We start from the raw sequence: 20,131 nt of genomic DNA, 5'->3' as shown, positions 1-20,131 counted from the left end.
TTTTTATGAAACTTTTAGAAGACAAAATAAAAAAAGATGGAAAAATCCTTGCAGGAGATATTATCAAAGTAGATTCATTTTTGAATCACCAATTGGATATTAATTTTTTAAATAAATTAGCCGAGGATATTGCCAGTCATTTTAAAGAAAAAAAAATTACAAAAATTTTAACAATAGAAGCAAGTGGCATTGCACTTGCAACAGTTCTTTCTGCCCATATAGCTTATATTCCTGTTGTATTTTGCAAAAAACAAAAAACCCTAAATATTGGTGACAATATTTGGCAAAGCCATGTAAAATCTTTTACAACAAAAAAAGAATATAAGATTACAGTTTCTAAGGAATTTTTAAATGAAAATGATGAAATTATAATTATTGATGACTTTTTATCTGAAGGAAATGCCCTAAAGGGAATGATTGAACTTGCAAATATGGCAGGGGCAAAAATAAAGGGAGTTTCTGTTGCCATAGAAAAATCCTATCTTGGCGGGGGAGATCTTATTAGATCCATGGGCTATAACCTTTATTCACAGGCAATAATAAAATCTATAGATAAGGGAACTTTTGAGTTTAAATAGGTGGCCAATAGTGGAAATAAAAGAAGTAATTAGTGAAAAAGATTATAAAGATTTTGCAGACCTTGTCTATAAAATTTATGAGAAAAATAAATATTATATATATCCCCTCTATGACGACTATATAGAATATATTAAGGGGAAAAATAATAGACTAGCTTCCTGCCCCCATAAATTATTTTTAGCCATAAAAAATGGAGAAGTTGTCGGAAGGATTCTGGCCTATATTGATGAAGAAATAAATAAATTTCATAATTCAAAAGTTGGATACATTTCTCAATATGAAGCATTTGACGGCAATGAAATTTCAAAAGGTCTTCTTGATGCATGTGTAAATTTCTTTAAAGGCCACGATATAAAAAATATTAGAGGACCTGTAAGCCTACCTGACGGTGAGGACAACAGAGGATTTTTAATTAATGCCTTTGACAAATATCCATCAGTTATGAATGTCTATAATATGGATTATTATAATAAGCAGTTTTTGGCTTATGGATTTGAATTTTATCACGATGTCTTCGCCTATAAGGCAGATAAATTTGAACTTGCGGAAAAAATTGAAAAACTTTCAGGTCTTATTCCCCAAGTCCAAAAAAGATATAGCTATTATACAAAAGCAGTTGATTTAAAAAATAATTTAGAAGGAGAACTTGAAGCAGTTTATAAAATTTTAAAGGAAGCCATGCCGGAAAGCTGGGAAGATTTTCTCCCTATAACAAAAGATGACGTTGAGGGAATTTTCAAGCAAATGCAAGGTCTTGTTATAGAAGATTTGGTTGTGATAGCATGGAATAATGAAAATAGGCCTATTGGATTTGCTTTAAGCCTGCCAGATTACAATGAGATTTTAAAAAATTTCAAAGGAAAGCTTGGACTTATTAACAAAATTAAATTTTTATTTTTGAAAAATAAAATACAAAGGGTTAGGATGTTTGTATTAATGGTAATTCCTGAATATAGAAACAAGGGGGTTACATCTTCAATTTACCTTCACGTCTTTAAAAATGCAGTGAAAAAAGGTTATACAATTTTAGAAGGATCCACAATTTGGGACTTTAATAAACCAATGATTAACGATATAGAAAAATTTGGAGCAAAAAAAGATAAAACCTATAGAATTTATCAAAAGAATATATAATTTATAAAAATAAGAGCAGCCTAAAACTGCTCTTTTTTATTTAATTTTGTATTCTATTTTTAAGTGAATGGGAAACTTTTGTTGAAAATCAGCATGTATCTACCCTCTATTTTTAAAATTCTTATTCACTTCTTATTGCATCTATGGCTGAAAGTTTCATAGCACGCCTTGCTGGCAGATAGCCTGAAATTACTCCAATTACTGTTGAAAGTACAATTGACAAAATTACTAACCAAATGGGAATTACTGATAGTTTTGGACTTGTCATTGTATCTTGGGGCATTTGACTCATTAAAAATCCCTTGCCCAAAATATTTAAAATAATGGAGAGCAAAAAGGAAATTATTGTTCCCAAAACTCCGCCAAAAAATCCTATAAATCCAGCCTCAACTAAAAACAATTTTTCTATATCTTTAATTGATGCTCCAATAACTTTCATAACGCCAATTTCCTTAGTTCTTTCATAGATTGACATAATCATTGTGTTTGTTATACCAATTGAAGCTACTAAAAAGGATATGGCCCCTATTGCTCCTAAAACTGCTTGTGCAACGGCAAGCTGCTTACTCATTTGATTTACATATTCTGCCAAATAATTTACAGCATGATAACCAATTGCCTTTAAGTCCTCCTGAACTTTTGTCATATTCTTTAAATCATCGACTTTAATAACAATGGAATTATAATCTCCAAATTTTGTCTTTGTGCCCTTGGATTGGTCAAAATTTTTCATTATTTTCTTCATATAACCTATAGTCATAAAAATTGTTCTGGAATTTTCCCAGTCGTTTGGATTGTCTTCCAAAGTTCCCACAACTTTTATTCTTTCATCATAGGAGGATTCATTTTCATTATAATTGTATCCGCCACCGCCACGATCATTTGATTCTTTTTGTATACTTGTTATAGAAATTCTTGATTCAAAGGGCTTAACCTTATCTTCCATGCCAAATCTTACATTAGGCTTTTTTGGATCATAAAATTCTTTTGTAACTTCAGAACCTAAGACAACTCCCCCAGACATATCGCTATTTTGCAAAAATCTCCCCTCTCCTAATTTGTAACCAAATTGGTCCATTAAATCAGGAGGCATGGCCCTGAGCTGAATATATTCATTGGCATATTTCCCTGATTGCAAGGAAACATTTCCAAGATAAATTGGCATAACTCCAATTACATGGCTGGTTTTTTCTATCTCTTTTACGGCAACATCATTTAATTTTTTTTCTCCCGTTCCTTGCATCTGAGTTTCTTCATCATAATAGTCTTTTCTAATTTCCATAGTAGTTAAAGAACCCATAGAGGCAAAGGCATCGACCATGGATTTTTTATAACCTATGCCCACAGAAATCATAACGACAACAGAAGTTGCACCAATAATAACGCCAAGAACTGTTAAAAAAGTCCTTAATTTTCTTGTCTTTAAATTTCTAATGGCCATAAAGATTAAATCTTTAAATTTCATTATATTTCTAAATCCTCATCTTCTGTTTTTCTGTCATGACGTTTTTTTAAGAAAAATCCTCCGCCTCCAATGAGGGCAAGAATTAAAATTCCACCAAGAATTTTTTTCCATAGACCTCCCCTTTGAGGAACATTCATATCTTCTGGCATTCCTTCATCCATTGCCATGTTTTGAGGATTAAATTCATATTCTCTTTCAAGAGTTTTTACATTTCCTGTTGAATCTTCAAAAGAAAAGGAAAGTTTTAAAGTTTTATTGCCTTCCGTTAGTGGATTTACATTTACTGTAAAATTATCAGATGAGCCTGGTGCAAAATTCCCCTTATAGTAAGAAGGCGTGTCAAAAGTAAGTCCTTCTCCTGAAGCTTTTACCATAACATTATAAAGTTGTGCCTTTCCAGTATTATAAAAATCTACAGAAACTGGCACTTCACTGCCAACCATAAAATCCCCTTGTGGAACAATTTCTCCAATTTCAAGTTTTGCTTGCTGAACAACAGGCACTCCTATTTGTTCTGTTGCCGTATATTTATTTGCCTCTGCATCTTCATATTCAAAATTTGCAATTACTGTATAAGTTTTTGCTGCCGTATCAGGAACAGTTGTCAATGTAATTTCCTTTTCAACTCTTGCCCCTGGAGCTATGGAGTCAATATAAAAAGTATTTGAAGTTCCCTTTGGTGTGAAAACTGAAGCAGATGTACTTGTGTGGCTTGTACTTGTATTTGTTGAAGAACCATTTTGATTTGTGGAAGTATCTCCTCCAACGGCAGATTCTTGAACATCTGAAGTTAAAAAGATTTTAATATTTTTTACTGCCTTTAATGAATTTGTATTATAAAAAGTCAAATACATATTAAAGGGCTTTCCGGCTTCAATTATCTCTGGATTAAAGGAATATTCTTCAATTATAAGCTTTGGAACTGGTCTTTCTCCTTTTTCATTAGGATCTTTTTCCTTAGGTGCCTTGACAAAAATTCCTGCCATTTGGCTTATTTCTCCAGCTTCTTCTGATTTTTCCTCAACAAAAGATGCCTTTAATTCCACTGGATAATTTTTTGTTTCTGCAGATGGAGTTGAAATAAAATCAAAGGTGAATTTTCTCTTTTCCCCTGCCTTTAAATCTTTGGCATTTATTTGCGAAACAGATTTTGATGCAAGACCTGTTTGATCCTGAGAATTTGCAGAAACTACAAGTTTTTTTAGATTTGTCTTTCCCTTATTTACAAGGGTGAAGGAAATGCTTGCTGGTGTGTTTCTGCCAATTGAGCCATTTGGAAAAGTTATATCCTGAAATTCCACATTCATATCTTCTGTCTTTGGCTTTTTTATGTCTATTGAAAATTGATAAGTTCCTTCTGATGGTGAAGTTTGAAGCCCTTGAGTTCCCTCTTTTGTCTTTGGAGAATCACCAGAAAAAGAATATTTAATAGTTAAAAGTTTTGCCCCCTCTGGTGTTTTTTTATCTGTTTTTAAATTATAGATAACATAAGTTGACTGACCAGGACTTAGGGAAGTAATATCTATTGTTGAAAGACCATTTGCAAGGGTCACTCCGCCGCTTTCAAGACCTTCAAGTGAAAGTTTTATATTTTTTGCTAGAGCATCTCCCGTATTTTTTACTTCAAAGGGAACTTGAAAAATTTTCCCTGCTTCAATTTCATTTATCCAGCCCCCTTCAACTTTTGCAATTTCTATTGCTGGATTTACTGGTTTTTCTGGAGCATCAACCCTAACATAAACAGTTTCACTTTGTTCTTTAAATTTATTTGAATCTTCAATATAATATCTTAATTTAATATCCACAGGAACAGTTTTTGAGCTAAAGTTTGCATCTGTTTTTATATAAAAATATCCCTTTCTGCCAGTTTGGCTTGGAATTGAATCTGAAATTTCTTTAATAATTCCATCACCTTCAATATAAGCCTTGTCCGGATCTTTTATATAAGCCTGAGCAGTAAGTCTTTTTACTGATATATTTGAATTATTGGAAATTATTACTTCGACTGCTGCTGAACCTCCCTCTCCAATGGTAATAGTTTGAGCAGTTCTAACAGTTAATTTCATTTCCTCATCATTTTTAACTATACTTTGATTTGAATTTTTATTCTTATTAGTATTTGTTTGAGTTCCAATGCTAGCTGTTTCTGCATAAATATTAAAATCAAAAGTATTAATAAAAAATGCAGAAATTAAAAGTAATAAAATTCCTAATCTAAAAAATTTTTTCATCTATGCCTCCACTTTTTTAGGTATTTTCGCCTGATTTTCAGTAATTTCTATAATTGATCCGTCCCTTAACTCCACGATTCTATCTGCATAGACAGAAGTTTCGGGATCGTGAGTAACAATAATTAAAGTTTCATTATTTTCTCTTGCAATTTTGCACATAAGTGCCATAATTTCAATGGAAGTTGTGGTGTCAAGATTACCAGTTGGCTCATCTGCAAAAACTATCGGCGGCTTGTCCACAAAAGCCCTTGCTATTGAAACCCTTTGCTGCTGACCTCCGCTCATTTCATTTGGCCTATGGTAAAGCCTTTTTTCAAGGCCCACTTCCCTTAAAATTTTTTCAGCATCTTCCATTCTCTTTTTCTTTTCAATTCCCTTAAAAATAAGTCCAAGGCTCACATTTTCCAAGGCATTTAAATTGCCAATTAAATTATAAGACTGAAAGACAAATCCAACATTAAGTTGCCTAAATTTAGTGATTTTTTCCTCGCTAAGTTTTGAAATGTCAAGGCCATTTATTAAAATCGAGCCGCTTGTGGGCCTATCAAGACCAGCAACTATATTTAAAAGAGTTGATTTTCCAGAGCCGGATGTGCCGAGCAGGCAAAGAATCTCTCCCCTATATATGTCAAGGGACACATCTTTTAGGGCATAAATATTTTCTCCGCCCATTTTATAAACTTTTGATAAATCCTTTATAATAATTAACTTTTCGATGATTACACCTCCTTTTAATTATAGCAAGTTAGATTCTTAAAATAAATTAAATTCCTAAATTGTAAACAATTTGTAAATTTATTAGTATATTCCAATGAATCCATCCGTTCTCTTTTCTGTTCCAGCAAAATAGACTCCATTTTTATTTCTTAAAATTATTTGTCCTCTGCCCATATTTGTATAGTCATTTTTTAAAATAATTTTATGGCCTCTATTTTTTAAATCATCAATAATTTTTTCAGAAAAATCTACTTCTATTTCTACATTTTTGTCCCCAGTCCACATAAATCTTGGGGCATCAAGAGCAACTTGAGGGTTTAAAGAAAAGTCAATTAAATTTGTTATAACTTCCACATGGGCTTGGGGCTGCATAAAGGCTCCCATAATTCCAAAGGCTCCTAAGGGCCTAGCATCTTTTGTAATAAATCCGGGAATTATTGTATGATAGGGAAGTTTTCCACCTTCAAGAGTATTTACATGATTTTCCTTAAAAGAAAAATTGGCCAGCCTATTATTTAAAGAAATTCCCGTATCTTTTACAACAATTCCGCTGCCAAAGCCGTCATAATTCGACTGAATTAAGGAAATCATATTGCCATCCCTATCTGATGCCGCCATATAAACTGTGGACGGATTTGCAGGAAGGCCTGCCCTTGCAAAAATACTATCTTTCCCAATTTCTCTTGCCCTTAAACTCCCGTAGTCCTCACTTAAAAGATCCTCTATCTTATATTTCATGGACTTTGGATCAGAAATAAATTCTGCCCCATCAGCCATGGCAAGTTTTATGGCTTCAATAATTCTGTGAATAGTTTTTGAATCTTCTCTATTTGTAAGTTCAAAATTTTTTAAAATATTTAGGGCCATAAGAACAATAATTCCGTGTCCATTTGGTGGCATCTCCCAAATATCATAGCCCCTATAATTTATGGAAATTGGATGGACCCAAGAAGTCCTAAAATCTTCTAAGTCATCTTTATTTAAAAATCCTCCCAAATTTCCAATTGTTTTTGAAACTTTTTCTGCCAAACCTCCCTTATAAAAAGATTCTCCCCTGGTCTTTAAAATTTCTTCTAAAGTTTTGAAAAGATACTTATTTTTAACTATATCGCCAGCCTTGGGTGCCTTACCATCAAGTGTAAAAGTTTTAAAAAATTCGTCTAGGCCAGGAATGTTTTTTAGACCCATATATTTTTTAACTTCCCTCTCCCAAAGATCAGCAACTTTTGCTGAAAGGGCAAAACCTTCCTCTGCATATTCTAGGGCTGGTTCAAAAATTTCTTCAAGGGAAATTTTTCCGAATTTTTTATGTAATTCAAACCAACCGCCCACAGCTCCTGGAGTGGTTACGCTATCGGCTCCATATTTTGGAATATCTTTGTAGCCCCTATTTTTTAATTTTTCTAAAGAAATATTTTTGGGACTTCTGCCTGAAGAATTTAGGCCATATAATTTATTATTAAAAGAAATGATAGCAAATAAATCAGAACCAAGACCATTTGACGTTGGTTCACAAACGGGCATAGAAATACCACAGGCAAGAGCTGCATCAATGGCATTTCCACCTTTCATTAAAATTTTTTGTCCTGCCAAAACGGTATATGGATTTGATGACGCAATCATTCCATTTTTTGAAAAAACTACCCTTCTTTTTGATGGATAGGGATAGTCATTAAAATTAAAATTCATATTATCCCCCTTTCCTTATTTTACCATAGACTGAATAAAATAAAAAAATAGTCCTTTATAATAATAAAAAACCATTATCCTAAAAATCATAAAATTTCTTTAGATTTTTTAAAGACAATGGTCTATTTTTATTTATTTAATAATTCTATGGCCTTTTGAAGCTGGGTGTCAGTTTCCAAAAAGTCCACTCCAATTCCTTCTATGTCGTCTGGTTCTTTTACATCAATATCAGGTTCAATGCCAATTTTGTGAATATTTTTTCCCTTTGGTGTTAAATATTCAGCAGTCGTTAGTTTTAAACCAGTGCCCTTTGGTAGAGGAAAAAGAGTTTGGACAATTCCCTTGCCAAAAGATTTTTGTCCAACAATTTTTGCCCTATTATAATCTCTTATGGCTCCTGCCAAAATTTCAGAAGCTGACGCTGAACCACCATTTTGTAAAACTACAAGAGGAACATCTGAATAATCCGCATCTGATTTATATTCCTGAACAATTCTTCCCTGATTATCCTTTAAGGTTACAATTGTCCCTTCAGGAAGTACTGCATCAGCAACTCCAACTGCTGTGTCAACAATGCCGCCAGGATTTCCTCTTAGATCAATAATAATTCCCTTCTTGCCCTTGTCTATAAGATTATTTAAGGCCTTTACAAAATCTGCATCAGTATCCTCATCAAAAAGTGTGATGCCAATATAACCAAGATCCCCAATTTCTTTTTCAATAATAGATGCAATTTTTACTTCATCTCTTTTTACTATAAGCTCTTCAGAATTTTTTTGTCCTTTTTTTAAAAGCAAAAGTTTAACATTTGATCCTGATTTTCCTCTTATAGCTTTTGATGCATCATTAATTTCTTCTGCTGTAAAATCTTTTCCATCAATTTGAAGAATTTTATCTCCAGCCTTTATGCCAGCCTTATCTGCTGGAGAATCCTTTATTGGAGAAACAACGGTAATTAATCCGTCATCGCCTGGAGCAATATAAACTCCAATTCCAAAAAATTTTCCAGTAGTTTCTTCTGTCATCTCTTTCATTTCTTCTTTTGTAAGATAGGCTGAATAGGGATCGCCTGTTGATGCAACAGCACCCTTTAATTCCCAAGTTTCAAAATCTTTTTCATTGACATCAAAAAGATAGTGTTCCTTTATAAAATTTTCAAGCTGAATAATCTTGTCAAATTTTCCTGCTGTGCCAATAAACATAGAATGACGACTGACATAAAAAGTTAAGCAATTTGTAATAATTAAAATTGTTAGAAAAATAATTAAAGAATTTTTCTTTTTCATTATATATACCCCATTGGATTTACAGGACTTCCATTTACTCTGACTTCAAAATGAAGATGAGGTCCAGTTGAAAGGCCAGTTGAACCTATATAAGAAACAACATCTCCACTTTTTACTTCTTGACCCACCTTAACATTTAGTCTTGAATTATGGGCATAAACTGTAACAATATCTCCATGATCAACCATAACAACATTTCCATAGCCACTCATTGATTTTGCCATAATAACAACGCCTGGCGCAGCAGCAACAACTGGTGTACCGCTTGGCGCAGGAATATCCACCCCAGAATGGAATCTATAAGTTTTTAAAATCGGATGAAATCTTTGGCCAAAGGTGGAAGAAATTGAATTGTGACCAGGCACTGGCCAAGCAAGTTTTCCTCCTGCCCTAACTCTTGTGGGAATATTAATATTTCCTCCAGCAGCAAGTTTCGCCCTTTCCTTTGCCTGCTCTTTTTTAATTTCTTCTTGAAGTTTTACAATTTCACTATCAAGGGCCTTCCAGGCCTTTTCTGCCTTTTCAACTTCGGCAGTATAGAGCTCAATATTTGCCTGCAAGTTTTTAACATAGGCATCTTTTTTATTCATAGCACTTTGGTAAGTATTTCTTTGACCTACAAGGGCTGATTTTTTGCTGTCAATTTGTGCCTTATCTTGTTTTAATTTTTCTTCAGCACTTTTTATTGTTGTAATTTGCTCCTTAATATAGTCAATTAAATCCCTATCTGCTTGAGCAATCTTACTTATATTTTTGTTATTTTTTAAAAGCTCTTCAATAGAAGATGAGTTCATAATAACTTCAAGATAGCCAATATTTCCCCTCTTATACATTTCTCTAATTCTTTTTCTAAAAAGATCAGTGTTGGCGTCTAAATTTCCCTGAGCCTCATCTAATTGTTTTTGAGTCTTATCTATTTCTACATTAAGCTTATCAATTTCACCTTGCAAGGTATTTATTTTATATGTTGCATCGGAAATTTGTTTATCTAGCTTATCAATTTCAGATTCAACATTTGAAACTTCAACCTTTGTTTCCTTGATTTGATTTTGCTTATTTTGCATTTCTGACTTAACTTTATCTCTTTCAGCCTTCTTTTTGTCTTGTTGCTCCTTTAATTTTGCAGACCCTCCAAAGACCTGAACAATTAAAAGTAAAGATACCAAAAAGACTATTAAAGAATTTTTTGCTTTCACTTAATCACCTAAACATTTAAAAATTTCTTAGTAGAAAATAGGCTTCCTAAAAATCCTATTCCAACACCAATACAAAGATAAATAATTATAAGATCACTTGTAACAAGGCTTGAACTTACAAGCTCTGTATTTGTAATCCTAAATAATTCTGAATTTACCCTTTCAAATAGATAGGAATAAAAATTAATGGTCAAAAATCCTGCAATTAAGGCCCCAAAAATTCCAAAGAGTACACCTTCGATTAAAAATGGCCCTCTAATATAAGTATTTGTAGCCCCAACATAGCGCATAATTGAAATTTCATTTTCCCTATTTGAAATAGCAATTTTTATGGTGTTATGCATAATTAAAATGGAAACTAATAAGAGGATGGCAACAATTGCTATGCCCACATATTTTACTCCATTTTCAAATTTCATCATCTTAGCCACAAAGTCATATTGATATTCCACATCTTCCACAATTGGAAGGTCCTTATATTTATTTTTTAAATTAAGACCTAAGGATAAATCCTTCATCTCTATATTTATAGAAGCTGGTAGGGGATTTCCACCTGGCATATTTTCAAGAACAGAAACATCTTCGCTAAAACCACTTTTAAAATCTTCTAGGGCTTCTTCTCTTGAAACATAGTCTACTTTTTTTATATCATCATTTTTTGCAAGTTCATTTATAAAATTATTTACATCCGTTGCAGGTGCATCATCATTTAAATAAAAAATAACCTTGTCAAGTTTTTCTCCAGTTTGGAAAACTATAGTATTTAAATTTAAAACTAACAAAAATACAATTCCGAAAAGGGTTAGCATTGACGCAATTGAAATTGTAGAAGTAAAAGCCATGGTTTTATTTCTACAAATTCCCTTTAGGGCCTCTTTAAAAATATTAAAAAATTGTCTAATCAAGCTCACAATAATAACCGCCTTTTTCAATATTTGAAACAATTGCTCCGTCTTTTAAAGTAACAACATGCTTTTTTAATTCATTGACAATATTAACGGCATGGGTTGCCATAATTACCGTTGTTCCCGCATCATTAATCTTTAAAAGCGAATGCATAATTTCTCTTGCCGTATTCTCATCAAGATTTCCTGTAGGTTCATCACAGGCAAGAATTGGCGGCTTATTTACAATTGCCCTTGCAATTGCAACCCTTTGACTTTCTCCGCCTGAAAGCTCGTCAAGATGGGCCTTCTTTTTGTCCTGTAAATTAACAAGTTCAAGGGCCCTGTCCACTTTCCTATTTATTTCTTTTCTACTTGCCCCTACAATTTCAAGTGCATAAGAAATATTTTCAAAAACTGTTTTTTTGGGAAGCAGCCTAAAATCTTGAAAGACTACAGAAATATTTCTCCTAAGTTTTGGCACTGAATATTTTGAGATTTTTGTAATATCAATATCATCAATTAGAATTCTGCCACGGGTAACTTCCTCTTCACGAATTAAAAGCTTTATCATTGACGATTTACCTGCTCCTGAAGAACCAACAAGAAAAACAAAATCCCCCTCAGGAATTTCTAAATTAATATTTAAAAGAGCACGAACTCCATTGCCATACTCTTTATACACATTTTCAAACTTAATCATATCTATCCTTTCTCTTTCTTTATAGATTATATTACAAAAGTCTTACAATTGTACAGAAAATATTAAAATAATATGAATAAATTGCCTTTCTTGCCATAATTTCATATAAAAGCTATCATATATATGTAAAATAATTTTTAATTAGCTTTAAAAAGGAAGTTTTTATGAAAGAGGAAAAAAATAAATTTTTAAATCCACCAGTAAAAGTTGTAATAATATTTGGCATTATTTCTCTTTTGGGAGATGTTATTTATGAAGGGGCAAGAAGTGCAAATAGTCAGTACTTTTCCCTACTTGGAATTTCTGCAGCAAACATTGGTTTTTACTTTGGTCTTGGTGAATTTTGGGGATATTTTTTGAGATTATTTGCAGGTCTTGTGTCAGATATATATCATATGCACTGGCCCTTTATTTTTATAGGATATGGCTTTTTAATTGTTGTTCCCCTAATGGGCACTACATCAAGCTGGGGAGTCTTGGCAAGTCTTATGCTGCTTGAAAGAATTGGTAAGGCCCTTAGAAATCCATCAAAGGACACCCTCCTTTCAACAGTTTCTGAACACGAAGTGGGAATTGGATTTGCCTTCGGCATCCAAGAGGCCCTTGATCAGCTTGGAGCTTTTTTAGGTCCCATAATTTTTACCCTAGTCTTTTATTTTTCAGGTCATGGACTTGCAAGCTACCAATTTGCCTATAAGCTATTATTTATCCCCTTTATACTTTTAATGGTCTTTTTATACTTTGCCTACAAAAAAATAAAAGATGAAAATTTAATTGAAAGAATTGACGGCAAAAAATTTTCCAGAGATAAAATTGGAAAAGTTTTTTGGATATACTGTGCTTTTTCCTTTTTCTCATCAATAGGTTTTATAAATTTTTCCATAATTGCCTATCACTTAAAGGTTAAGGGACTTATGACAGATGGAAATATCACCCTTTTATATTCCCTTGCCATGATTGTGGATGCCATAACGGCTTTAATAATTGGCAAGGCCTATGATATTTTAAAAATTAAAAGAAAAAACAAGATGGGCGGAATTTTAATTATGGCACTTATCCCCTTTGTGACGGCCATCATTCCATTTTTTACCCTATCTTTTAATAAGAGCCTTATAATTTTTGGCCTATTAATTTTCGGTCTTGTTATTGGCAGTCACGAAACAATTATAAGATCAGCCATTGCAGATATTACACCCTTTTCAAAAAGAGGGACAGCCTATGGAATATTTAACGGAATCTACGGCCTGGCCTTTTTAATAGGCTCATCACTTGTCGGCGCCCTTTATGATTTTGGGAATATGAATTTAATATTTATTTTTGTCCTAGCCGCACAAATTATTTCCCTTTATTTATTTTATATGCTTAGGAAAAATATTATTAAATAAAATTAAAAACTAATATCAGAGACTGTCCCTTGTGGACTGTCCCTCTTGTTTTACTTATTTTTTTATTTTGTTAAATATTTTTATTATTATGGGGACAGACCACTAGGGTCAGTCCCCGAGATAATATAAAGCAGGACAGCCTTACGCTCATTTCATTCGCTAAAGACGGCCCTGCACATAAAAAAATAGTAGCTACAAATAATTTTTAATAAATTAAGCGTTAGCTACTATTTTTTCAATTTCTATTTTTTTTACATTGTCATATCTTTTAAAGGCATTTTGGGCACTTTCTGCATTGTTAAAACACTTCCAATATCCTATGCACTTGCACTCTCCTTTGTCTTTATTTTTAAAGTCTATAACATCTTTTAAGGGGTATCCTAAAAATACTCCGATTTCATCAGGGCATCTATCCTTAAAATTTGTCCTTAGAGTGATTAAATATTCATAAGTATTTTGGCAATTTTCATATCCAAGTTCTTTTAAAAATTTATTGATTTTTTCTTCTCTTAATTTTTTTGCCAATCTTTTTTTGTTGTAAAAATAAACTAAGATGTTATCATTACTTTTGCGAAGTTCAAAAAAGCTAAGGTCAAAGATGTCTTTCAAATAATATTTATAATTTTGCCAATAAATTTTTAAAGGTCTTTTGCCATTTTTAAAATTTAACATTGTCCCCAACTTCAAATTGCTTGAGGTTGGGGCCAATTGAGCCTTTAAAAGGGCTATGAAATATTCAAATGAATTGAATTTTTCAATAGTCCTATAAAAGTCTAATAATATTTTTTTATCATTAAGCATTAGCTAATTCTTTACCTAGTGCTTCACATTCGTCAAGAGCGTCTTCATCTGGATCATCATAGGCAGCAAAACCATCAGCGATTAAATTTGCTCCAGTTCCTTCTACTTCTTCTTGCCATAATCTCATCCATTCGCCGTCAGCCCATTCATAAGAACCAAATAGTAAAACTTTTTTGCCTGAAAGTAATGGATTAACTTTATCCATAAAGGGTCTCATTTCAGTTTCTTCTAGTTCTTCAGATCCCATTGCTGGACAACCAAAAGCTATGTTATCAACGCCTTTTACATCTTCTTCAGTTGCTTCGCCAACTGGAATTAATTTAACTTCAGCACCTGCTCCTTCCGCTCCCTTAACAACAGCATTTGCCATTGACTCTGTGTGACCTGTTCCTGACCAGTATATTACGTTTACTTTGCTCATTTTTCATTCCTCCTAAAATTATTTAATTTTTATGATATTGACTATCATTCTCGTAACCATTATAATATATATAGAGTTAATTAATTACAATAAATTATAATAATATTTTAAAAATGTTTGAAGAAATAGGAGTTTGATATGATAAATAATATAAATATTGCCAAAAATTTAAAATCCAATTCGATTTCAATTGCCCTAGATGCTTATAAATCTAATGTTGATATGTTTTCAAATTCAGTAGATTATTTAAGAGATTATCTTTTAAAGCTTAATATATTTTTATACACATATTTTTTAGTGCAATACAATAAGGATTTAGAAGCTTATGCTCTTACTAATGAAAAGATTATAAATAGGGATAATAATTTTTCAAAACTTTGCAAACTTGGCGAAAAAGTTTTAATTGGCTATTCCAATAAATTTTCTTCTGCCCTTAAGCAAAATGATCATGAGCTTATTGAAAGTGCCCTAGAGTTTATTAATAATAATTATAATAAAAAAATTACCTTGCAAGCTGTTGCAACAAAACTTCATATTTCCAGAAATTATCTTTGCCATCTCTTTAAAATTAAGACGGGCTATAAATTCTGCGAATATATTAATTTGCAAAGGGTAAATAAGGCTAAAGAATTAATTGAAGAAGATAAAAAGACTTTTGAATTTATTTCCTTTGACTGTGGATTTTCTTCTCAATCTCATTTTTCTACAACCTTTAAAAAATATGTGGGCTTAACTCCAAATGAATATAAGAAACAGGCCCTATGAAAATTCCCGTAAAAAAACCGTTAGGATTTTTCCTAGCGGTTATTTTTTATGCCTGTTCAATTATTTTTTTAAGTTTTGTGTTAGAAATTATATATACTGAAAGACTTGTTATAATTAATGTTGGGAAACCAACTGTTAAGATTGTCAAAAAATATGGTGTTCCTGCTGTGTAATATAATTCAGTAGAAACAAGAATTCCTGATGCCAATGAAAATATAAATGAGTTTATATAGTTGTTTAAAGTAAATTTGCTAAAAGTATAGGCTATTACTGCACACATTCCGCCAACAACCATATCAATCATGCCCAAGGGTGAATAAAGATTTGCCAAAGCTCCTCCTATAATTAGGGCCGGAGCAAATTTTCTGTTAAAAAATGGTATTACTGAAAGGGCTTCTGCAACTCTAAACTGAATTGCCATAAATCCTATGGGATTAATATTTACCGCCACAATATAAACTGCAATTAAAATTGCGTTCTTAACAAGATCTTTAATTTTCATACTTCCTCCTTAGTTTTTTTAATTGGGATTTCGCGAACCAATAACATTAGATATTCTAGCAGGAAATTTTATTTTTTTCAATTTTTATATTTGTTTTAAGCCCAAAAGGATACCGGCATAATAACTTCTTCTCTGCCATCATTTGGCATTTTTAAATCTCCCATTAAATTTGCATAGGATATGGCATCTTTCCCATATCTTTTTCTAATATTATAAATTGTCTGTTCAAGGCTTAAATTTGTGGGATAGGATAACAAAATATCAAAGCCGTTATCGGAAAAGTCATTTCCCTTATAGCCAACATTTATACCCCTTGCAAGATATTTATTTTCTATAAGTCTTTTTGAAATATCTTGACAAAGCTCCTGGATAACGGATCTTACTTCCTCAAAATTTATTAAATCTTCCCTTAGGGTTATGGACCTACCAATACTTTTTATGGGAATGGTTTCATAATAATCCTTTACTCTTGAATAATCTCTCCCATTTGCCCAGTTCCAAAGTTTTACTCCATTTATACCTAAAAGTCTTTTTAAAAGAAGGGGGTCTGAATTGGCAAGCTCGCCTAAAGCTTTTATATTAATCTTATTTAATTTTCTCGCAGTTGCTGGCCCAATCATAATAAGTTCCTCAACCTTTAAGGGCCAAACAATACTTTTAAAATTTTCTTTTTTTTATTATCGTTACAAAATCAGGCTTTCTCATGTCACTTGCCAGCTTAGCAAAAACCTTATTAAAACTTAGGCCAATAGAAACTGTTAGCTTAAGTTCTAATTTCATTCTCTCCTTTATATTATAGGCAATTTTTTTCTGGCGACCCAAAAAGTCTTAATTGCCCACTAATATCTAAAAAACACTCGTCCATCCCATAGGGCTCAACTTGATTGGTATAAGAATAATAAATCTTTTGGGCAAGATTTGAAATTCTTAAATACTTGTCATAATTGGGCGGAATAATTATAAGGTCTGGGCATTTGACCTTTGCTTGCCAAATGGCCTCGCCTGTTTTTACTCCATAAGATTTGGCAAGTAGTGTTTTGGCAAGAATTATCCCATGCCTTAATTTTTTATCGCCACCAACGGCAACAGCCTTGCCTTTAAGTTCTGGTCTTTCAATAAGTTATGCTTATACATAAAAACTATTCATATCAATATGTAAAATATCCATAGAGCCTCCAAAAATAATCAAACGTTTGTTTAGATATATTTAAAAAACGTTTGTTTTTATTGCCGAGTAAAATTTATTATATTTTCTACTCTTTTGTTTTTTTCTAAATTTTTATTAATAAACTTTTGTTTTTTGGATGGCTATAAAAAAAGACTGCACAAAAGCAGTCAGAAAAATTATTTATTCTTCCCTTTTATCCTTTTTTTCTTCAAAGAAAAATAAGAAAAAGGCAATAATTAAAAATATTAAAACTCCCCAAATTCCCCTAAGGGCAAATTTTAAGGTTGCTGCATATCCAAGAGCTGCACCAATTGCAAATACAAAGACAATTGTATAATAATGGAGAGAATTTTTTAAAATATTTCTATCCTTTAAAATAAAATATTTGGCAAGGTGATCGCTAGCATTTCTAATATTTCCAACACACATGGCAGTATTTGTTGAAAGACCTTTGATTTTTTTAAAGGCAGTAATTTGCATGGCACATGAGGAAGATAAAAGGGCATTACAAACATTGTTATAAGTTTCTGGAATAAAAGCACAGGAAGCTGCAATAATTATTTCAGTTAATAAAATCATCTGCCTCCAATTAAAATTCACCTTATCCCCAAGCCTTATTTCTACATTTATGGCAATAAAAACGCCAATAGAAAAAGCAATTATTGGCACAATATATCTTATACAGCCTTCAAAATCTCCGCTTACAATCTCCCTTGCAAGTAAAACAACATTTCCTGTTTGGGCATTGGCAAAAACTCCTCCCCTGGCAAAATATGAATAGGCATCTTGGAAGCCTCCCGTTAAAGTTAAAAAAATTGCCAGCCGAAAGGATTCAGCCATATTTTTTTCTCTATAAAGTATCATAAAATCATTTCCTTCTAATAGCTAATAAAATTATAGCAAACGAAAAAATTAATTCAAGATTTAAAAAAATTCGTTGACAACGTTTTTTTTTAAATGATACAATCTATTTGAAATAAATAAGGAGGTTTCTTATGAAAACTTTAAAAAAATTAATCCCCTTATCTCTAAGTATACTTGTGCTAATTCCTTGTATCACTTCTTATTCCTATGCATTAGAAAGAGAAAATGAAGTTATTTTAAGAAATAACAGGTACTATTACACAACAGAAAGGCAAGAGGAAAAATATGGTGAAATGGAACTTGTAAGCTCAGATCACGATATTAATGGAAGCTTAGTTCATACTATATCTAGCTTGTTAGGTTTTGTATACCTTCCAGCAGCTGTATTAAACGAAATTAATTATTGGGGAAATTATATCTATGATCTAAACGTTGATGGTCTTCTAAAAGTATACGCTACTGAATACAAAGTATATAAAAATGACAGACTTACAGGAGAAAAAACTTATGTCTCCGACCGTAGCTATACTAAATTAAGACTTGAAGTCTATAAAAGGCGAGCGTATGGACTTGAACTTTATAAAACTTTTGAACATACACTATATAATAAGTAGCATCTAACATGGATTTTCATTCTTTACTTTCGAATTCTACTGAGATTGATTTTAAAAATGCAACTTTTTTCATATCCCAAATAGTATTTATTGGTCTTTGTTTTTATTGGTATATTAAATATAAAGAAAAAAAATTATATCAATATATAAATAAGAATGATTATAAAAAAAAATATATTAAATCGTTTATATATGGTTTAATGCTATTTCTTTTTGAATTTTTTTACTTATCTCTAAAATATTATAAGGTTATTGTTTTACTAGAGTTTATATTGCTATTTACTATAGTCATTAGAGCTATGTGTGTTAAAATAGAGTTAGCTTCTTATACTAATAAAGACGATTCATAAAAATCAAATATGGATTTGATAAATAAGTTAATTGAATAATTTTAAAAACAGAAATAGACAAACATATCAAAATACGATAGGTTTGTCTATACTTTGAAGAGCTTTAAAAGCTTCTTTTTTTTAAATTAATCCTATATCTTTTCTAAAATATTTATTTTCAAAATCTATATTTTCAATATTTTTATAGACTTTTTCTCTTGCTTCCCTTAAATTTTTTCCAAGGGCTGTTACGGATAAAACTCTGCCTCCATTTGTGTAAAGCTTTCCATCTTTTTTTATAGTTCCATTATGGAAAAGCATTATATCCTCATCTAATTTTTCTATGCCCTTAATTTCTTTTCCTTTTTGGTAGGATAGAGGATATCCATCTGAACATAAAATTGTGGTTAGAGAAACTTCATCTGTCCATTTTATGTCATCCTTTTTTAAGTTTCCGTCAAGACATTTTTCAATAATGTCCACTAAATCCCCCTTAATCCTTGGCATCAAAACTTCCGTTTCGGGATCGCCAAATCTTACATTAAATTCCAAAACTTTGGGCATTTCATTTGAAATCATGAAACCTATAAATAAAATTCCGTAGTAGGAAAGATTTTCTGCCCTAAAGCCTTCTTCAATTTTCCTTAAAATTTTTTCCATTTCTTCATAAGTTTTTTTAGAAAATTTATGACCAGGAGAATACGTTCCAACTCCTCCTGTGTTCGGTCCTTTATTTCCGTCAAAAATTTGCTTATGGTCTTTGGCTGTTTCTAGGGGAAATAATTTATTATTTGATACAAAGCATAGAAGGGAACTTTCAACTCCCTCTAAAAATTCTTCCATAACGACAAGGTCGCCTTCGCTTCCAAAAATCCTGTCCTTAAAAATTTTTTCTAGGGCCTGTTCTCCTTCATTTTTATCCTTACAAATAAATACTCCCTTGCCTAGACAAAGTCCGTCAGCTTTTATAACTAGAGGATAAGAAAAATCTGATAGGCCTTCTTTTGCTCCTTCAAAATCCTTAAAGGATTTATATTTTGCTGTTGGAATATTATATTTTTCCAAAAACTTTTTAGTAAACTCTTTGGACTTTTCAAACTTTGCACATTCTTTATTAGGTCCAAAAATTTTAAGGCCTTCTTCTTTAAATTTATCTACAATTCCTGCACATAAGGGGTCTTCAGGACCTACAATTGTTAGGTCAATTTTTTCTTTTTTAGCAAAATCTAAAAGACCGTCAAGGTCTTTAGGGTCAATATCAATATTTGTGCAAAAATCTTCTGTGCCGCCATTTCCCTTAGCCATAAAAATTTTTTCTATCTTGTCAGATTTGGAAACTTTCCAAGCAAGAGCATTTTCCCTGCCTCCATTTCCTATAATTAAAACTTTCATATTCCT

The 20,131-nt window shown here is 31.8% G+C and carries 21 protein-coding genes and 1 riboswitch; of the genes, 5 read left to right on the top strand and 16 right to left on the bottom strand.

All coding sequences use genetic code 11. The annotated features are described in order from the left end of the window. Nucleotides 1-5: 5 nt before the first annotated feature. On the top strand, nt 6-578 hold the full coding sequence (locus BQ4446_RS03460; RefSeq protein WP_071026671.1) for a xanthine phosphoribosyltransferase: 573 nt from the start codon (nt 6-8) through the stop codon (nt 576-578). Nucleotides 579-588: 10 nt separating this feature from the next. Beyond that, nucleotides 589-1,713 carry a GNAT family N-acetyltransferase gene (locus BQ4446_RS03455; protein WP_245149654.1) on the top strand — a complete coding sequence of 375 codons (1,125 nt, stop codon included), beginning with the start codon at nt 589-591 and terminating at the stop codon, nt 1,711-1,713. A 121-nt stretch (nt 1,714-1,834) separates the two neighbouring features. Here BQ4446_RS03455 and BQ4446_RS03450 read toward each other — a convergent pair whose 3' ends face one another. From BQ4446_RS03450 to ftsE, 8 genes are all read right to left on the bottom strand, one after another. After that, complete coding sequence (locus BQ4446_RS03450; protein WP_071026669.1) at nt 1,835-3,178, bottom strand: ABC transporter permease; 1,344 nt, start codon at nt 3,176-3,178, stop codon at nt 1,835-1,837. Further along, entirely contained in the window at nt 3,178-5,409 is a 2,232-nt protein-coding gene (locus BQ4446_RS03445; protein ID WP_135100579.1) for a COG1361 S-layer family protein, read from the bottom strand. The genes BQ4446_RS03450 and BQ4446_RS03445 overlap by 1 nt, the downstream gene beginning before the upstream one ends. After that, nucleotides 5,410-6,081, bottom strand: a complete 672-nt coding sequence (locus BQ4446_RS03440) for an ABC transporter ATP-binding protein (RefSeq protein ID WP_071026666.1) — start codon at nt 6,079-6,081, stop codon at nt 5,410-5,412. It abuts the gene before it with no gap. A gap of 126 nt (nt 6,082-6,207) precedes the next feature. Next, nucleotides 6,208-7,815 carry a gamma-glutamyltransferase family protein gene (locus tag BQ4446_RS03435; protein ID WP_071026664.1) on the bottom strand — a complete coding sequence of 536 codons (1,608 nt, stop codon included), beginning with the start codon at nt 7,813-7,815 and terminating at the stop codon, nt 6,208-6,210. A 128-nt stretch (nt 7,816-7,943) separates the two neighbouring features. Then, nucleotides 7,944-9,101: a S41 family peptidase gene (locus tag BQ4446_RS03430; RefSeq protein WP_071026663.1), complete on the bottom strand. Its 1,158-nt coding sequence runs from the start codon at nt 9,099-9,101 to the stop codon at nt 7,944-7,946. Beyond that, nucleotides 9,101-10,297 carry a murein hydrolase activator EnvC family protein gene (locus tag BQ4446_RS03425; RefSeq protein WP_071026661.1) on the bottom strand — a complete coding sequence of 399 codons (1,197 nt, stop codon included), beginning with the start codon at nt 10,295-10,297 and terminating at the stop codon, nt 9,101-9,103. Before BQ4446_RS03425 ends, BQ4446_RS03430 begins: the two co-directional genes overlap by 1 nt. A gap of 8 nt (nt 10,298-10,305) precedes the next feature. Further along, entirely contained in the window at nt 10,306-11,208 is a 903-nt protein-coding gene (ftsX, locus tag BQ4446_RS03420) for a permease-like cell division protein FtsX (protein WP_071026659.1), read from the bottom strand. Further along, entirely contained in the window at nt 11,195-11,884 is a 690-nt protein-coding gene (gene ftsE, locus BQ4446_RS03415; RefSeq protein WP_071026657.1) for a cell division ATP-binding protein FtsE, read from the bottom strand. Before ftsE ends, ftsX begins: the two co-directional genes overlap by 14 nt. 164 nt (nt 11,885-12,048) lie before the next feature. On the opposite strand from ftsE, the gene BQ4446_RS03410 reads away from it, so the two are divergent. Then, the gene (locus tag BQ4446_RS03410) at nt 12,049-13,269 is read left to right on the top strand and encodes an MFS transporter (RefSeq protein ID WP_071026655.1); all 1,221 of its coding nucleotides are present in this window, start codon (nt 12,049-12,051) and stop codon (nt 13,267-13,269) included. 213 nt (nt 13,270-13,482) lie between these two features. Here BQ4446_RS03410 and BQ4446_RS03405 read toward each other — a convergent pair whose 3' ends face one another. Beyond that, a complete protein-coding gene (locus tag BQ4446_RS03405; RefSeq protein WP_071026653.1) occupies nt 13,483-14,070 on the bottom strand; it encodes a DUF3793 family protein in 588 nt (195 codons plus the stop codon). Next, on the bottom strand, nt 14,063-14,491 hold the full coding sequence (locus BQ4446_RS03400; protein WP_071026652.1) for a flavodoxin: 429 nt from the start codon (nt 14,489-14,491) through the stop codon (nt 14,063-14,065). The genes BQ4446_RS03405 and BQ4446_RS03400 overlap by 8 nt, the downstream gene beginning before the upstream one ends. Before the next feature lie 138 nt (nt 14,492-14,629). Between BQ4446_RS03400 and BQ4446_RS03395 the strand changes: the two genes are divergently transcribed. After that, nucleotides 14,630-15,256 carry a helix-turn-helix domain-containing protein gene (locus BQ4446_RS03395; protein ID WP_071026650.1) on the top strand — a complete coding sequence of 209 codons (627 nt, stop codon included), beginning with the start codon at nt 14,630-14,632 and terminating at the stop codon, nt 15,254-15,256. A gap of 46 nt (nt 15,257-15,302) precedes the next feature. Here BQ4446_RS03395 and BQ4446_RS03390 read toward each other — a convergent pair whose 3' ends face one another. The 5 genes from BQ4446_RS03390 to BQ4446_RS03380 all read right to left on the bottom strand — a co-directional run bounded on the left by BQ4446_RS03390 (nt 15,303) and on the right by BQ4446_RS03380 (nt 17,790). Continuing rightward, on the bottom strand, nt 15,303-15,758 hold the full coding sequence (locus BQ4446_RS03390) for a QueT transporter family protein (protein ID WP_071026648.1): 456 nt from the start codon (nt 15,756-15,758) through the stop codon (nt 15,303-15,305). A gap of 3 nt (nt 15,759-15,761) precedes the next feature. Further along, nucleotides 15,762-15,805: riboswitch (PreQ1 riboswitch) on the bottom strand. 48 nt (nt 15,806-15,853) lie between these two features. Beyond that, complete coding sequence (locus BQ4446_RS08560; protein ID WP_245149652.1) at nt 15,854-16,378, bottom strand: DinB/UmuC family translesion DNA polymerase; 525 nt, start codon at nt 16,376-16,378, stop codon at nt 15,854-15,856. 37 nt (nt 16,379-16,415) lie between these two features. Then, nucleotides 16,416-16,538, bottom strand: coding sequence for a hypothetical protein (locus BQ4446_RS08720; protein WP_280630403.1), 123 nt, complete (start codon nt 16,536-16,538; stop codon nt 16,416-16,418). 13 nt (nt 16,539-16,551) lie between these two features. Next, a complete protein-coding gene (locus tag BQ4446_RS08555) occupies nt 16,552-16,875 on the bottom strand; it encodes a Y-family DNA polymerase (protein WP_280630409.1) in 324 nt (107 codons plus the stop codon). Between the two features lie 231 nt (nt 16,876-17,106). After that, the gene (locus tag BQ4446_RS03380) at nt 17,107-17,790 is read right to left on the bottom strand and encodes a YoaK family protein (protein WP_071026646.1); all 684 of its coding nucleotides are present in this window, start codon (nt 17,788-17,790) and stop codon (nt 17,107-17,109) included. A 131-nt stretch (nt 17,791-17,921) separates the two neighbouring features. Between BQ4446_RS03380 and BQ4446_RS03375 the strand changes: the two genes are divergently transcribed. Next, entirely contained in the window at nt 17,922-18,404 is a 483-nt protein-coding gene (locus BQ4446_RS03375) for a hypothetical protein (RefSeq protein ID WP_071026644.1), read from the top strand. Between the two features lie 470 nt (nt 18,405-18,874). Here the strand turns inward: BQ4446_RS03375 and purD are convergent, their stop codons facing one another. After that, a complete protein-coding gene (gene purD, locus BQ4446_RS03365) occupies nt 18,875-20,125 on the bottom strand; it encodes a phosphoribosylamine--glycine ligase (RefSeq protein WP_071026641.1) in 1,251 nt (416 codons plus the stop codon). Nucleotides 20,126-20,131 lie beyond the last annotated feature (6 nt).

The organism is Peptoniphilus raoultii (assembly GCF_900099555.1).
Classification (GTDB): Bacteria; Bacillota; Clostridia; order Tissierellales; family Peptoniphilaceae; genus Peptoniphilus_A; species Peptoniphilus_A raoultii.
This window is presented reverse-complemented; position numbering and strand designations above follow the sequence as displayed.